Origin of the sequence: Stutzerimonas kunmingensis, assembly GCF_032106285.1 — a bacterium.
In the GTDB taxonomy this organism is placed as follows: Bacteria; Pseudomonadota; Gammaproteobacteria; order Pseudomonadales; family Pseudomonadaceae; genus Stutzerimonas; species Stutzerimonas kunmingensis_B.
The window spans coordinates 1-15,387 of sequence record NZ_DAMCPO010000051.1; the positions used below are offsets into that span (position 1 = coordinate 1).

General features: G+C 57.6%; 12 protein-coding genes and 1 tRNA gene. All 13 read left to right on the plus strand.

Annotated features, from left to right (window positions below; all coding sequences use genetic code 11):
• The first annotated feature begins 110 nt into the window (after nucleotides 1–110).
• Nucleotides 111–186, plus strand: a tRNA-Trp gene (locus tag RT582_RS21775).
• A 42-nt stretch (nucleotides 187–228) separates the two neighbouring features.
• Nucleotides 229–597: a preprotein translocase subunit SecE gene (gene secE / locus RT582_RS21780; RefSeq protein ID WP_312966444.1), complete on the plus strand. Its 369-nt coding sequence runs from the start codon at nucleotides 229–231 to the stop codon at nucleotides 595–597.
• A gap of 9 nt (nucleotides 598–606) precedes the next feature.
• Nucleotides 607–1,140: a transcription termination/antitermination protein NusG gene (gene nusG, locus RT582_RS21785; protein ID WP_014821638.1), complete on the plus strand. Its 534-nt coding sequence runs from the start codon at nucleotides 607–609 to the stop codon at nucleotides 1,138–1,140.
• 110 nt (nucleotides 1,141–1,250) lie between these two features.
• Nucleotides 1,251–1,682, plus strand: coding sequence for a 50S ribosomal protein L11 (rplK, locus tag RT582_RS21790; protein ID WP_003280820.1), 432 nt, complete (start codon nucleotides 1,251–1,253; stop codon nucleotides 1,680–1,682).
• On the plus strand, nucleotides 1,682–2,377 hold the full coding sequence (rplA, locus tag RT582_RS21795; RefSeq protein ID WP_023445635.1) for a 50S ribosomal protein L1: 696 nt from the start codon (nucleotides 1,682–1,684) through the stop codon (nucleotides 2,375–2,377). Before rplK ends, rplA begins: the two co-directional genes overlap by 1 nt.
• 191 nt (nucleotides 2,378–2,568) lie before the next feature.
• Nucleotides 2,569–3,069, plus strand: coding sequence for a 50S ribosomal protein L10 (rplJ, locus tag RT582_RS21800; RefSeq protein WP_003280824.1), 501 nt, complete (start codon nucleotides 2,569–2,571; stop codon nucleotides 3,067–3,069).
• 74 nt (nucleotides 3,070–3,143) lie between these two features.
• A complete protein-coding gene (rplL, locus tag RT582_RS21805) occupies nucleotides 3,144–3,512 on the plus strand; it encodes a 50S ribosomal protein L7/L12 (RefSeq protein WP_003293014.1) in 369 nt (122 codons plus the stop codon).
• 213 nt (nucleotides 3,513–3,725) lie between these two features.
• Nucleotides 3,726–7,796: a DNA-directed RNA polymerase subunit beta gene (gene rpoB / locus RT582_RS21810; RefSeq protein ID WP_014821636.1), complete on the plus strand. Its 4,071-nt coding sequence runs from the start codon at nucleotides 3,726–3,728 to the stop codon at nucleotides 7,794–7,796.
• Between the two features lie 65 nt (nucleotides 7,797–7,861).
• Nucleotides 7,862–12,061, plus strand: a complete 4,200-nt coding sequence (gene rpoC, locus RT582_RS21815) for a DNA-directed RNA polymerase subunit beta' (RefSeq protein ID WP_014821635.1) — start codon at nucleotides 7,862–7,864, stop codon at nucleotides 12,059–12,061.
• Between the two features lie 140 nt (nucleotides 12,062–12,201).
• Complete coding sequence (rpsL, locus tag RT582_RS21820; RefSeq protein WP_003280832.1) at nucleotides 12,202–12,573, plus strand: 30S ribosomal protein S12; 372 nt, start codon at nucleotides 12,202–12,204, stop codon at nucleotides 12,571–12,573.
• Nucleotides 12,574–12,671: 98 nt separating this feature from the next.
• Complete coding sequence (gene rpsG / locus RT582_RS21825; protein ID WP_003280834.1) at nucleotides 12,672–13,142, plus strand: 30S ribosomal protein S7; 471 nt, start codon at nucleotides 12,672–12,674, stop codon at nucleotides 13,140–13,142.
• Nucleotides 13,143–13,172: 30 nt separating this feature from the next.
• Nucleotides 13,173–15,293: an elongation factor G gene (gene fusA, locus RT582_RS21830; RefSeq protein WP_014821634.1), complete on the plus strand. Its 2,121-nt coding sequence runs from the start codon at nucleotides 13,173–13,175 to the stop codon at nucleotides 15,291–15,293.
• A gap of 30 nt (nucleotides 15,294–15,323) precedes the next feature.
• The coding region (locus RT582_RS21835; RefSeq protein WP_234358239.1) for a hypothetical protein at nucleotides 15,324–15,387 on the plus strand (64 nt) is incomplete at its 3' end.

Here is a 15,387-nt window from a genome sequence, read left to right on the forward strand (position 1 = left end):
CAATTCGCGAAGGTGGTCGTACCGTTGGTGCCGGCGTGGTTGCCAAGATCGTCGAATAACGATTGATCTGTTTGAAGCGGGTCGGCATAATAGTCGGCCTGACTCTTTCTAGGCCAGTAGCTCAATTGGCAGAGCGGCGGTCTCCAAAACCGCAGGTTGGGGGTTCGATTCCCTCCTGGCCTGCCATTTTCAATATCGAATTTGGCAGTCTTTACAAGGTTCTAGCAGATGAATATCAAAGCTGAAGCCAATGACGCGCGCTTCGATCTGGTGAAGTGGCTTGTTGTGGCTGCTTTGGTGGTGGTTGCTGTGGTTGGTAACCAATACTACTCCGCTGAGCCGATTCTCTATCGTGTCCTTGCAGTGCTGGCGATAGGCGTAATTGCTGCGTTTGTTGCTTTGCAGACGTCCAGAGGGCGTTCGTTCGCTGTGTTGCTGAAAGAAGCGCGTGGCGAGATTCGCAAGGTCGTCTGGCCGACCCGTCAAGAAACCACGCAGACAACGTTGATCGTTGTTGTTGTTGTTTTGGTGATGGCGCTGCTGTTGTGGGGGCTTGATTCCCTGCTCGGTTGGTTGGTCTCCATGGTTGTTGGTTAAGGGTGTCTCGTGGCTAAGCGTTGGTATGTTGTGCATGCTTACTCGGGTTACGAGAAGCACGTCATGCGCTCTCTTGTTGAGCGTGTCAAGCTTGCCGGCATGGAAGATGAGTTCGGCGAGATTCTCGTTCCCACTGAAGAGGTGGTCGAGATGCGTAACGGGCAGAAGCGCAAGAGTGAGCGAAAATTCTTCCCTGGTTACGTTCTGGTTCAGATGGAAATGAGTGAGGGTACTTGGCATCTCGTCAAGGATACTCCTCGAGTAATGGGTTTCATTGGTGGTACGGCTGACAAGCCGGCACCCATTACCGATAAAGAGGCCGAGGCTATCCTTCGTCGTGTTGCTGACGGAAGTGACAAGCCGAAGCCGAAGACGCTCTTCGAGCCGGGTGAGGTGGTGCGGGTGGCGGATGGCCCCTTCGCTGACTTCAATGGTGTGGTTGAAGAGGTTAATTATGAGAAGAGTCGGATCCAGGTTGCGGTTCTGATCTTTGGTCGCTCTACGCCAGTAGAGCTGGAGTTCAGTCAGGTCGAGAAGGTTTAACTGAACGAAGCATCCCTCACCCCGCAGTTTCAGGCTGCGGGGTTTTGTCGTCACTGGGATAAATCAGTAATGGGGAGCCGAAAGGCGCTATAACCCGTAATGGAGTAACTATGGCTAAGAAAATTCAAGCTTACATCAAGCTTCAGGTAAAGGCCGGTCAGGCTAACCCGTCGCCGCCCGTTGGTCCTGCCTTGGGTCAGCACGGCGTAAACATCATGGAGTTCTGCAAGGCATTCAATGCCAGGACCCAGGGCCAGGAGCCCGGTCTGCCAACTCCAGTGATCATCACTGTATACAGCGATCGTAGCTTCACCTTTGAAACCAAGAGTACTCCGGCTGCGGTGCTGCTGAAGAAAGCTGCTGGTATCACCAGCGGTTCCGCTCGCCCCAACACCCAGAAGGTCGGCACCGTCACTCGTGCGCAGTTGGAAGAGATCGCCAAAACCAAGCAGGCTGATCTGACTGCTGCCGAAATGGAGGCTGCTGTTCGGACCATCGCTGGTTCCGCTCGCAGCATGGGCCTGAACGTGGAGGGTGTGTAATGGCTAAGTTGACCAAGCGCCAGAAGGCTATCGCCGAGAAAGTCGAAGCCGGCAAGCAGTACGCTTTCGAAGATGCCGCAAAGCTGTTGGCTGAGGTTTCGGCTGTTAAGTTCGCCGAGTCGTTCGATATCGCGATCAATCTGGGTGTTGATCCGCGTAAATCCGACCAGGTCGTTCGTGGCGCAACCGTTCTGCCGAATGGTACTGGCAAGAGCGTTCGTGTTGCCGTGTTCACTCAGGGTCCCGGTGCTGAGGCCGCACTGGCCGCTGGCGCAGATCGCGTTGGTATGGACGAGCTGGCTGCCGAAATGAAAGGTGGCGATCTGAACTATGACGTAGTCATCGCCTCGCCGGACGCCATGCGTGTTGTTGGTCAGTTGGGCCAGATTCTTGGTCCGCGTGGTCTGATGCCAAACCCGAAGGTAGGCACCGTAACTCCAGATGTCGCTACCGCCGTCAAAAATGCCAAGGCTGGTCAGGTACGTTTCCGTACCGACAAGAACGGCATCATCCATACCTCGGTGGGTAAGGTTGGTTTCGAGGCTGGCCAGCTGAAGCAGAACGTCGAAGCGCTGCTTTCGGATCTTAAGCGTCTGAAGCCGTCGACTTCCAAAGGTATTTACGTCAAGCGCGTGACCCTGAGCACCACCATGGGTCCGGGACTGGTCATCGATCAGGCTTCCCTGGAAGCGTAAGGCGACGGCGCCCCTTCGAGGGCGCCTGCAAAGATTGGGGTCCCTGCCTGGCGGGGGCTATCCAAGACCGTAGGCGGCGAAAGCCTTAAACCGCAAGCCTACGCAGAGGTGCTCCCGATTCGTACCGAATCAGACACCAAATCCAGTCCGGTTTCGACCGGATGAAACGGTAACATCCAGGAGTGTAACCCGTGGCAATCAAACTCGAAGACAAGAAGGCCATCGTCGCTGAAGTCAACGAGGCTGCCAAAGCCGCCCTGTCCGCTGTCGTGGCTGATGCCCGTGGCGTGACCGTGGGGGCCATGACCGGACTCCGTAAAGAGGCCCGCGAAGCTGGTGTTTACGTGCGTGTTGTACGTAACACCCTGCTGCGCCGCGCTGTTGATGGCACGCAGTTCGAAGTGCTCAACGACGTGTTCAAAGGCCCGACCCTGATTGCGTTCTCCAACGAACATCCGGGCGCTGCTGCTCGTATCTTCAAGGAGTTCTCCAAGGGTCAGGACAAGTTCGAGATCAAGGCCGCTGCGTTCGAGGGGCAGTTCCTCGCAGCCAACCAGATCGACGTACTGGCAACTCTGCCGACCTACGACGAAGCCATTTCTCAGCTGATGAGCGTTATCCAAGGCGCCACCAGCAAGCTGGCTCGTACACTGGCGGCCGTTCGCGACCAGAAAGAAGCTGCTGCCGCGTAATGGCGTAGATTCTTTCGCAATCACTTTTTGAATTAGATGGCCGTAGGCCGTCACCTAATACAGGAACTAGAGTCATGGCTCTGACCAACGAAGATATCATCAACGCCGTTTCCGAAATGTCCGTGATGCAGGTTGTTGAACTGATCAAGGCAATGGAAGAGAAGTTCGGCGTGACCGCTGCTGCTGCCACCGTTGCTGCTGCTGGCCCGGCTGCTGCTGCTGTCGAAGAGCAAACCGAGTTCACCATCGTTCTGGCTGAAGCTGGCGAAAAGAAGGTCAACGTGATCAAGGCTGTTCGCGAGCTGACCGGTCTGGGCCTGAAAGAAGCCAAGGCTGTCGTTGACGGCGCCCCGGGCGTGGTCAAGGAAGGCGTTTCGAAAGAAGAAGCCGAAGCAGCCAAGAAGACTCTGGAAGAAGCAGGCGCCAAAGTCGAGCTCAAGTAAGCGACGACTTTGCGTCTACAGCCCGAGCGACTCGCGAAAGGCTGATGGCTGGTGGCTTTTGCCACCGGCCTTTTTCCGTTATGGAAAGTCAGCCCTGCTGGCTATTCCTCGGAAAGCCACTCTAGGGTGGTGCGAATCAAGGGATTCGCAAGATTTTCTGGCTGCTCCCGTCGGGAGAAGCCAACAAGCAGGTGACCAAGCTGGGGAACGCTGATGGCTTACTCATACACTGAGAAAAAACGTATCCGCAAGGACTTTAGCAAGTTACCGCACGTGATGGACGTGCCGTATCTTTTGGCCATCCAGCTGGATTCGTACCGCGAATTCCTGCAGGCGGGAGCGACCAAAGATCAGTTCCGCGACATTGGCTTGCATGCAGCCTTCAAATCCGTTTTCCCGATTATCAGCTATTCCGGCAATGCAGCGCTGGAATACGTCGGCTATCGCCTGGGCGAGCCGGCTTTCGATGTCAAGGAATGTGTCCTGCGCGGCGTGACCTTCGCCGTTCCGCTGCGCGTCAAGGTGCGTCTGATCATTTTCGACAAAGAGTCGTCGAACAAGGCCATCAAGGACATCAAGGAGCAGGAAGTCTACATGGGGGAAATCCCCCTGATGACCGAGAACGGTACCTTTATCATCAACGGTACCGAGCGCGTTATTGTCTCCCAGCTGCACCGCTCGCCGGGCGTGTTCTTCGATCACGACCGTGGCAAGACTCACAGCTCCGGTAAGCTTTTGTATTCTGCTCGTATCATTCCTTACCGTGGCTCTTGGCTGGACTTCGAATTCGATCCGAAGGATGCCGTATTCGTCCGTATCGATCGTCGCCGCAAGCTGCCCGCTTCGGTACTTCTGCGTGCTTTGAATTACAGCACCGAAGAAATTCTCGATGCCTTCTACGACACCAACATCTTCCATGTGAAGGGCGAAACCCTTGCGTTGGAGCTGGTGCCGCAGCGTCTGCGTGGCGAGATCGCCACGTTCGACATCAAGGATGAGAACGGCAAGGTCATCGTCGAGCAGGGGCGTCGCATCACGGCTCGTCACATCAATCAGCTCGATAAGTCCGGTATCAAAGAGCTTGAGATGCCGATGGACTACGTCTTGGGGCGCACCGTTGCCAAGGCGATCGTGCATCCGGCCACCGGCGAAATCATCGCAGAGTGCAACACCGAGCTGACGGTCGATGCCATGGCGAAGATCGTCAAGGCTCAGGTCGTTCGTTTCGAGACCCTGTACACCAACGATATCGACTGCGGTCCGTTCATTTCCGATACGCTGAAGATCGACTCGACCACCAACCAGCTTGAAGCGCTGGTCGAGATCTATCGCATGATGCGTCCTGGCGAGCCGCCAACCAAGGATGCAGCCGAGACGTTGTTCAACAATCTGTTCTTCGCCTCGGAGCGCTACGACCTGTCCGCTGTGGGTCGGATGAAGTTCAACCGTCGTATCGGTCGTACCGAGATCGAGGGTTCGGGCGTTCTGAGCCGCGAAGACATCGTCGCCGTCCTCAAGACCCTGGTCGATATTCGTAACGGCAAGGGCATCGTTGACGACATCGATCACCTGGGTAACCGTCGTGTTCGTTGCGTTGGCGAGATGGCCGAGAACCAGTTCCGCGTTGGCCTGGTCCGTGTCGAGCGCGCCGTCAAGGAGCGTCTGTCGATGGCCGAAAGTGAAGGCCTGATGCCGCAGGACCTGATCAATGCCAAGCCGGTTGCGGCGGCGGTCAAGGAGTTCTTCGGTTCCAGCCAGCTTTCGCAGTTCATGGACCAGAACAACCCGCTGTCGGAAATCACCCACAAGCGCCGTGTCTCCGCACTTGGCCCGGGTGGTCTGACCCGTGAGCGCGCCGGCTTCGAAGTGCGTGACGTACACCCGACCCACTACGGTCGCGTATGCCCGATCGAGACTCCTGAAGGTCCGAACATCGGCCTGATCAACTCACTGGCTGCCTATGCTCGCACCAACCAGTACGGCTTCCTGGAAAGCCCGTACCGCGTGGTCAAGGAAGGCGAGGTCACTGATGAGATCGTGTTCCTCTCGGCGATCGAAGAAGCCGACCATGTTATTGCTCAGGCCAGCGCCAAGCTGGAAGGTCGCAAGCTGGTCGACGAACTGGTTGCTGTACGTCACTTGAACGAATTTACCGTCAAGGCTCCGGAAGACGTGACCCTGATGGACGTGTCGCCCAAGCAGGTCGTTTCCGTCGCTGCCTCGCTGATTCCGTTCCTCGAGCACGACGACGCCAACCGCGCTCTGATGGGCTCGAACATGCAGCGTCAGGCGGTGCCGACTCTGCGTTCGGACAAGCCGCTGGTCGGTACTGGTATGGAGCGCAACGTGGCGCGCGACTCCGGCGTTTGCGTGGTTGCCCGTCGTGGCGGTGTGATCGATTCAGTCGACGCGAGCCGTGTAGTCGTACGTGTTCATGATGGGGAGGTCGAGACCGGCGAAGCTGGTGTCGACATCTACAACCTGACCAAGTACACCCGTTCCAACCAGAACACCTGCATCAACCAGCGTCCGCTGGTTCGCAAGGGTGACGTGGTGGAGCGTGGCGACATCATGGCTGACGGCCCTTCCACTGATATGGGGGAGCTGGCGCTCGGGCAGAACATGCGCGTCGCGTTCATGCCTTGGAACGGCTACAACTTCGAAGACTCCATCCTCCTCTCGGAGCGTGTGGTTCAGGAAGATCGTTTCACCACTATCCATATCCAGGAACTGACCTGTGTGTCGCGTGACACCAAGCTCGGTCCAGAGGAAATCACCGCGGACATCCCAAACGTGGGCGAAGCTGCGCTGAACAAGCTGGACGAGGCGGGTATTGTCTACGTTGGTGCCGAAGTCGGCCCGGGCGATATTCTGGTTGGCAAGGTGACTCCGAAAGGCGAAACCCAGCTGACTCCGGAAGAGAAGCTGCTGCGCGCGATCTTCGGTGAGAAGGCGTCCGATGTGAAGGACACCTCCCTGCGTGTGCCGACTGGCACCAAAGGTACCGTTATCGACGTTCAGGTGTTCATCCGCGACGGTGTCGAGCGCGACTCCCGTGCGCTGGCTATCGAGAAGATGCAACTCGACGAGATCCGCAAGGACCTCAACGAGGAGTTCCGTATCGTCGAAGGCGCTACCTTCGAACGCCTGCGCTCGGCTCTGGTTGGCGCGACTGCCGAGGGCGGTGCCGGCCTCAAGAAAGGTGCTGTCATCACTGACGAGATCCTCGACGGGTTGGAGCATGGGCAGTGGTTCAAGCTGCGCATGGCCGAAGATGCGCTGAACGAGCAATTGGAAAAGGCTCAGGCCTACATCTCCGATCGCCGTCAGCTGCTCGACGACAAGTTCGAAGACAAGAAGCGCAAGTTGCAGCAGGGCGACGACCTGGCGCCGGGCGTACTGAAGATCGTCAAGGTCTACCTGGCGATCAAGCGTCGCATCCAGCCGGGCGACAAGATGGCTGGTCGTCACGGTAACAAGGGTGTCGTCTCGGTGATCATGCCGGTCGAAGACATGCCGCATGACGCCAACGGCACGCCGGTCGACATCGTGCTCAACCCGCTTGGCGTACCGTCGCGTATGAACGTCGGTCAGATCCTCGAAACCCACCTGGGCCTCGCCGCCAAGGGCCTGGGCGAGAAGATCAATCTGATGCTCGAAGAGCAGCGCAAGGTCGCCGAGCTGCGCAAGTTCCTGCACGAGATCTATAACGAGATCGGAGGCCGTCAGGAAAATCTGGACGACCTGAGCGATCAGGAAGTGCTGGACCTGGCCAACAACCTGCGCAAGGGCGTTCCGATGGCTACTCCGGTATTTGACGGAGCCAAGGAGCGCGAGATCAAGGCCATGCTGAAGCTGGCTGATCTGCCAGAAAGCGGCCAGATGCAGCTGTTCGACGGGCGTACCGGCAATAAATTCGAGCGCACCACCACGGTCGGCTACATGTACATGCTCAAGCTGAACCACCTGGTCGACGACAAGATGCACGCGCGTTCCACCGGTTCCTACAGCCTGGTTACCCAGCAGCCGCTGGGTGGTAAGGCGCAGTTCGGTGGTCAGCGCTTCGGGGAGATGGAGGTCTGGGCGCTGGAAGCCTATGGCGCCGCGTACACCCTGCAGGAAATGCTCACGGTCAAGTCGGACGACGTGAACGGGCGGACCAAGATGTACAAGAACATCGTGGACGGCGATCACCGTATGGAGGCCGGCATGCCGGAGTCCTTCAACGTGTTGATCAAAGAGATCCGCTCGCTCGGTATCGATATCGATCTGGAAACCGAATAACCACGCACCGCCTGCGCGGCGCCCGGCACTGGCCGGGTGTCGCAGGTCCGTGAGGAGGAAAGGCCTTGAAAGACTTGCTGAATCTGTTGAAAAACCAGGGTCAAATCGAAGAGTTCGATGCCATCAAGATTGCCCTGGCTTCGCCCGAGATGATCCGTTCCTGGTCCTTCGGTGAAGTAAAGAAGCCGGAAACCATCAACTACCGTACGTTCAAGCCGGAGCGCGACGGTCTGTTCTGCGCCAAGATCTTTGGTCCGGTAAAGGACTACGAGTGCCTGTGCGGTAAGTACAAGCGCCTCAAGCACCGCGGTGTCATCTGCGAGAAGTGTGGTGTGGAAGTCGCACTGGCCAAGGTACGCCGCGAGCGCATGGCGCACATCGAGCTGGCTTCGCCGGTTGCCCACATTTGGTTCCTGAAGTCGCTGCCGTCCCGTATCGGTCTGCTGCTGGACATGACTCTGCGCGACATCGAGCGCGTGCTCTATTTCGAAAGCTATGTCGTCATCGATCCGGGCATGACTACCCTGGAAAAGGGTCAGCTGCTTAATGACGAGCAGTACTTCGAAGCGCTGGAAGAGTTCGGTGACGACTTCGATGCCCGCATGGGTGCCGAGGCTGTGCGCGAGCTGTTGATCCAGATCGACCTGGAGCACGAAATCGGTCGCCTGCGCGAGGAAATCCCGCAGACCAACTCCGAAACCAAGATCAAGAAGCTCTCCAAGCGGCTGAAGCTGATGGAAGCGTTCCACGGCTCGGGCAACCTGCCGGAGTGGATGATCCTCACCGTGCTGCCAGTACTGCCGCCGGATCTGCGTCCGTTGGTTCCGCTGGATGGCGGTCGTTTCGCGACTTCGGATCTCAACGATCTGTATCGCCGCGTGATCAACCGTAACAACCGTTTGAAGCGTCTGCTCGACCTGTCGGCGCCGGACATCATCGTGCGCAACGAGAAGCGCATGCTGCAGGAAGCCGTCGATGCGTTGCTGGATAACGGCCGGCGCGGTCGAGCCATCACCGGCTCGAACAAGCGTCCGCTGAAGTCCCTGGCTGACATGATCAAGGGTAAGCAGGGTCGCTTCCGTCAAAACCTGCTCGGTAAGCGCGTGGACTACTCCGGTCGTTCCGTGATCACCGTGGGCCCGACTCTGCGTCTGCATCAGTGCGGTCTGCCGAAGAAGATGGCTCTCGAGCTATTCAAGCCGTTCATTTTCGGCAAGCTCGAAATGCGCGGCATGGCCACCACCATCAAGGCGGCCAAGAAGATGGTAGAGCGCGAGCTGCCCGAGGTCTGGGACGTTCTCGCCGAAGTCATTCGCGAACACCCCGTGCTGCTCAACCGCGCACCGACCCTGCACCGTCTGGGTATCCAGGCGTTTGAGCCGGTGCTGATCGAAGGCAAGGCGATTCAGCTGCACCCGCTGGTCTGCGCCGCGTACAACGCCGACTTCGACGGTGACCAGATGGCCGTGCACGTGCCGCTGACCCTGGAAGCCCAGCTCGAAGCGCGTGCGCTGATGATGTCGACCAACAACATCCTTTCGCCAGCGAACGGCGAGCCGATCATCGTTCCGTCGCAGGACGTGGTTCTGGGTCTGTACTACATGACCCGTGAAGCCATCAACGCGAAGGGTGAAGGCCGGGTCTTCGCGGATCTGCAGGAAGTCGACCGTGTCTTCCGCGCCGGCGAAGCGTCGCTGCACGCCCGGGTGAAGGTGCGCATCAACGAAACCATCAAGGATCGTGACGGCAGCATCACCAAGAACACCCGTATCGTCGACACCACTGTTGGTCGCGCGCTGCTGTTCCAGATCGTGCCGGCCGGCCTGTCGTTCGACGTGGTCAACCAGCCGATGAAGAAGAAGGCAATCTCCAAGCTGATCAACCTGTGCTACCGCACTGTTGGCCTGAAGGACACTGTGATCTTCGCCGACCAGCTGATGTACACCGGTTTCGCCTACTCGACTATCTCCGGTGTTTCCATCGGCGTGAATGACTTCGTCATTCCGGATGAGAAGGCACGCATCATCGATGCGGCAACCGAGGAAGTTAAGGAGATCGAAAGCCAGTACGCTTCCGGCCTGGTAACCCAGGGCGAGAAGTACAACAAGGTGATCGACCTTTGGTCCAAGGCCAACGATGAAGTTTCCAAGGCGATGATGGCCAACCTCTCCAAGGAGAAGGTCATTGATCGTGATGGTAACGAAGCCGAGCAGGACTCGTTCAACTCGATGTACATGATGGCCGACTCGGGCGCGCGGGGTTCCGCTGCGCAGATTCGTCAGCTCGCCGGCATGCGTGGTCTGATGGCCAAGCCGGACGGCTCTATCATCGAAACGCCGATTACCGCGAATTTCCGTGAAGGTCTGAACGTACTCCAGTACTTCATCTCCACTCACGGTGCGCGTAAAGGTCTGGCGGATACCGCTCTGAAAACCGCGAACTCCGGTTACCTGACCCGTCGTCTGGTTGATGTCGCGCAGGATCTGGTCGTTACCGAAGTGGATTGCGGTACCGAGCAGGGCCTGTTCATGACCCCGCACATTGAAGGCGGGGATGTCGTCGAACCGCTGGGTGAGCGCGTACTTGGCCGCGTGATCGCGCGTGACGTGCTCAAGCCGGGCACCGATGATGTGCTGGTGCCGGCTGGTACGTTGGTCGACGAGCAGTGGGTCGACTTCATCGAGCTGAACAGCATCGACGAAGTGGTCGTGCGTTCGCCGATTTCCTGCGAAACCCGCTACGGTATATGCGCCAAGTGCTACGGCCGCGACCTGGCCCGTGGGCATCAGGTGAACATCGGTGAGGCAGTGGGCGTTATCGCTGCGCAGTCCATCGGTGAGCCGGGTACTCAGCTGACCATGCGTACGTTCCACATCGGTGGTGCGGCCAGCCGTACTTCTGCTGTCGACAACGTCATGGTGAAGAACGGCGGCACCATTCGTCTGCATAACCTGAAACACGTTGAACGTGCCGATGGTGCGCTGGTGGCGGTATCCCGCTCCGGTGAGCTGGCGGTGGCCGACGACTTCGGTCGTGAGCGCGAGCGCTACAAGCTGCCGTACGGCGCGGTGATTTCCGTCAAGGAAGGCGACAAGGTCGATGCGGGTGCTGTGGTCGCCAAGTGGGACCCGCACACTCACCCGATCGTCACCGAGATGAAGGGTGTCGTGACCTTCGTCGGCATGGAAGAGAACATCACCATCAAGCGCCAGACCGACGAGTTGACCGGTCTGACCAACATCGAAGTGATGGATCCGAAGGACCGTCCGGCATCGGGCAAAGACATTCGCCCAGCGATCAAGATGGTCGACGCCAATGGTAAGGAACTGCTGCTGCCGGGTACCGACGTGCCTGCTCAGTACTTCCTGCCGGCTAACGCCCTGGTGGGTGTGGCTGACGGTGCCGAGATCAACGTGGGTGACGTCATCGCACGTATCCCGCAGGAAACTTCGAAGACCCGCGATATCACCGGTGGTCTGCCGCGCGTTGCTGACTTGTTCGAAGCACGTCGTCCGAAGGAGCCGTCCATCCTGGCGGAAATCAGCGGTACGATTTCCTTCGGCAAGGAAACCAAGGGCAAGCGCCGCCTGGTGATCACGCCTACAGACGGCAGCGATCCGTACGAGGAACTGATTCCGAAGTGGCGTCACCTCAACGTCTTCGAAGGCGAGCAGGTGAACAAGGGCGAGGTCATCTCTGATGGCCCGAGCAACCCGCATGACATCCTTCGTCTCTTGGGTGTCAGTGCGCTGGCCAAGTACATCGTCAATGAAATTCAGGACGTGTACCGTCTGCAAGGTGTGAAGATCAACGACAAGCACATCGAGACCATCCTGCGGCAAATGCTGCGCAAGGTTGAGATCAGTGAGTCGGGCGATTCCAGCTTCATCAAGGGTGACCAGATGGAGCTGACCCAGGTATTGGAAGAGAACGAGCGTTTGAGCGACGACGACAAGTTCGTCTCCAAGTACGTCCGCGTTCTGCTGGGTATCACCAAGGCATCGTTGTCGACCGAGTCGTTCATTTCTGCGGCGTCGTTCCAGGAAACAACGCGTGTTCTGACCGAGGCTGCCGTTACTGGCAAGCGCGATTATCTGCGCGGTCTCAAGGAAAACGTAGTCGTGGGTCGCCTGATTCCAGCTGGTACGGGCCTGCAGTATCACAGCGAGCGTAAGCGCAAGCGTGAAGCCGACAAGCCCGTTCGCGTGAGCGCCGATGAGGTCGAAGCAGCTCTGACCGAGGCGTTGAACTCCAGCGGTAACTAAAGTGCTTGGTCTCGGTTACAAGCCGGGGCCTGCCTTGACGGTGGGCGAGAAGCTCTTTAGACTCTCGTACCCCTAATTTGGCGGGGCTTCGTGCCCTGCCATTTTTCGTTTGTGTCGAAAGACAACAGTGGAGCTAGTAGATGGCAACTATCAACCAGCTGGTACGTCAGCCGCGTAAGCGGGTCGTCGAGAAAAGCGACGTCCCTGCGCTGCAAAACTGCCCGCAACGTCGTGGCGTGTGCACTCGTGTGTACACCACCACGCCGAAGAAACCGAACTCTGCACTTCGTAAGGTTTGCCGTGTTCGTCTGACCAATGGCTATGAAGTCGCCTCGTACATCGGCGGTGAAGGTCACAACCTGCAAGAGCACAGCGTAGTGCTGATCCGTGGCGGTCGTGTAAAAGACCTTCCGGGTGTGCGTTACCACACCGTGCGCGGCTCGCTGGATACTTCCGGCGTGAAAGACCGTAAGCAGGGTCGTTCCAAGTACGGCGCCAAGCGTCCGAAGTAAGCAGCATTTCTATTTATTTGAGTCGATAAGAGTAAGGTCGGACGTAGCCTGTGCGTTACCGTTCCGAGCTAACCTGAAGACCGTTTGAGGGCTTATCAATGCCAAGACGTCGTGTAGCAGCCAAGCGCGAGATCCTTGACGATCCGAAATACGGAAGTCTGATCCTGGCCAAGTTCATGAACCACGTGATGGAAAGCGGCAAGAAAGCCGTTGCCGAGCGTATCGTTTATGGTGCCTTGGACAAGGTGAAGGAGCGCAAGAACAGCGATCCCCTGGAAATCTTCGAAAAAGCACTCGATGCCATCGCTCCGCTGGTCGAAGTCAAATCCCGCCGTGTTGGCGGTGCTACCTACCAGGTTCCGGTCGAAGTTCGTCCTTCCCGTCGCAATGCCCTGGCCATGCGCTGGCTGGTAGACGCTGCGCGCAAGCGTGGCGAGAAATCCATGGCGCTGCGCCTTGCTGGCGAGCTTATGGATGCTTTTGAAGGTAAAGGCGCTGCAGTCAAGAAGCGTGAAGACGTGCACCGTATGGCTGAAGCCAACAAGGCCTTCTCGCACTACCGCTTCTAAATCAAGCGCAACTTTTACGAGGACCTTATTGTGGCCCGTACTACCCCTATCAACCGCTACCGTAACATCGGTATCTGTGCCCACGTCGACGCGGGCAAGACCACCACGACGGAGCGGATTCTGTTCTACACTGGCCTCAGCCATAAGATGGGTGAAGTGCACGACGGTGCAGCGACTACCGACTGGATGGTTCAGGAGCAGGAGCGTGGTATTACCATTACCTCTGCTGCTGTAACGACCTTCTGGCAGGGTTCGCGCGGTCAGTACGACAACTATCGCGTCAACGTCATCGATACTCCCGGTCACGTTGACTTCACCATTGAAGTGGAGCGCTCGCTCCGCGTTCTCGATGGTGCTGTGGTTGTATTCTGCGGTACTTCCGGCGTTGAGCCGCAGTCCGAGACTGTATGGCGTCAGGCCAACAAGTACGGTGTTCCGCGTATCGTCTACGTGAACAAGATGGACCGCCAGGGAGCCAACTTCCTGCGCGTAGTTGGTCAGATCAAGCAGCGACTGGGTCACACCCCGGTGCCGGTCCAGCTTGCTATCGGCTCCGAAGAGAACTTCGAAGGTCAGATCGATCTGATCAAGATGAAGGCCATCTACTGGAACGATGAAGACAAGGGCACCAGCTATCGCGAGGAAGAGATTCCGGCAGAGCTGATGGATCTGGCTGAAGAGTATCGCTCGAACATGATCGAGGCTGCGGCCGAGGCCAACGAAGAGCTGATGAACAAGTATCTCGAGGGCGGTGAGCTCACCGTTGACGAGATCAAGGCTGGTCTGCGTCAGCGCACCATTGCCTGTGAAATCGTTCCGGCTGTCTGTGGCTCGTCCTTCAAGAACAAGGGCGTGCCTCTGGTTCTCGATGCCGTTATCGACTTCCTGCCTGCGCCGACTGAAATTCCCGCAATCCAGGGCGTAAACCCGGATAACGAAGAGCTGACCGATGAGCGTTACGCCAACGATGAAGAGCCTTTCTCCGCTCTGGCGTTCAAGATCGCAACCGACCCCTTCGTCGGTACCCTGACCTTCGCTCGCGTCTACTCCGGTGTTCTCTCTTCCGGTGACTCGGTGATGAACTCGGTCAAGGGCAAGAAGGAGCGCGTGGGTCGGATGGTGCAGATGCACGCCAACCAGCGTGAAGAGATCAAGGAGTGTCGCGCGGGTGATATCGCTGCTCTGATCGGCATGAAGGATGTCACCACTGGTGACACGCTCTGCTCGATCGACAAGCCGATCATTCTCGAGCGCATGGACTTCCCGGAGCCGGTAATTTCGGTAGCCGTTGAGCCGAAGACCAAGGCTGACCAGGAGAAGATGGGTATCGCGCTGGGCAAGTTGGCTCAGGAAGATCCATCGTTCCGTGTTCAGACCGACGAAGAAACCGGTCAGACCATCATCTCGGGCATGGGTGAGCTTCACCTCGACATCCTTGTAGATCGTATGCGTCGCGAGTTCAACGTCGAAGCCAACATCGGCAAGCCGCAGGTGTCTTACCGCGAAACTATCACCAAGGACAATGTCGAGATCGAAGGTAAGTTCGTTCGCCAGTCCGGTGGTCGCGGCCAGTTCGGTCATTGCTGGATCCGTTTCTCCACTCCAGACGTGGATGAAAAGGGCAATATCACTGAAGGCTTGGTGTTCACCAACGAAGTGGTAGGTGGTGTGGTTCCGAAGGAATACATCCCGGCGATCCAGAAGGGTATCGAAGAGCAGATGAAGAACGGCGTTGTCGCCGGCTATCCGCTGATCGGCCTGAAGGCTACCGTGTTCGATGGTTCCTACCATGACGTCGACTCTAACGAGATGGCGTTCAAGGTTGCAGCTTCCATGGCGACCAAGCAGCTGGCCGGTAAGGGCGGTGGTAAAGTGCTTGAGCCGATCATGAAGGTTGAAGTAGTGACCCCTGAAGACTACATGGGCGATGTAATGGGTGACCTGAACCGTCGTCGTGGTCTGATCCAGGGTATGGAAGACTCGGTCTCTGGCAAGGTTATCCGTGCCGAGGTTCCGCTTGGGGAAATGTTCGGTTATGCAACCGACGTTCGTTCCATGTCTCAGGGTCGCGCGAGCTACTCCATGGAATTCTCCAAATACGCTGAGGCGCCGGCGAATATCGTCGAGACGCTCGTCAAAAAACAAGGTTGATTCAGCCCTTTAAGTAAGAGGTTTACTGTCGTGGCTAAGGAAAAGTTCGAACGTAACAAACCGCACGTCAACGTCGGCACCATTGGTCACGTCG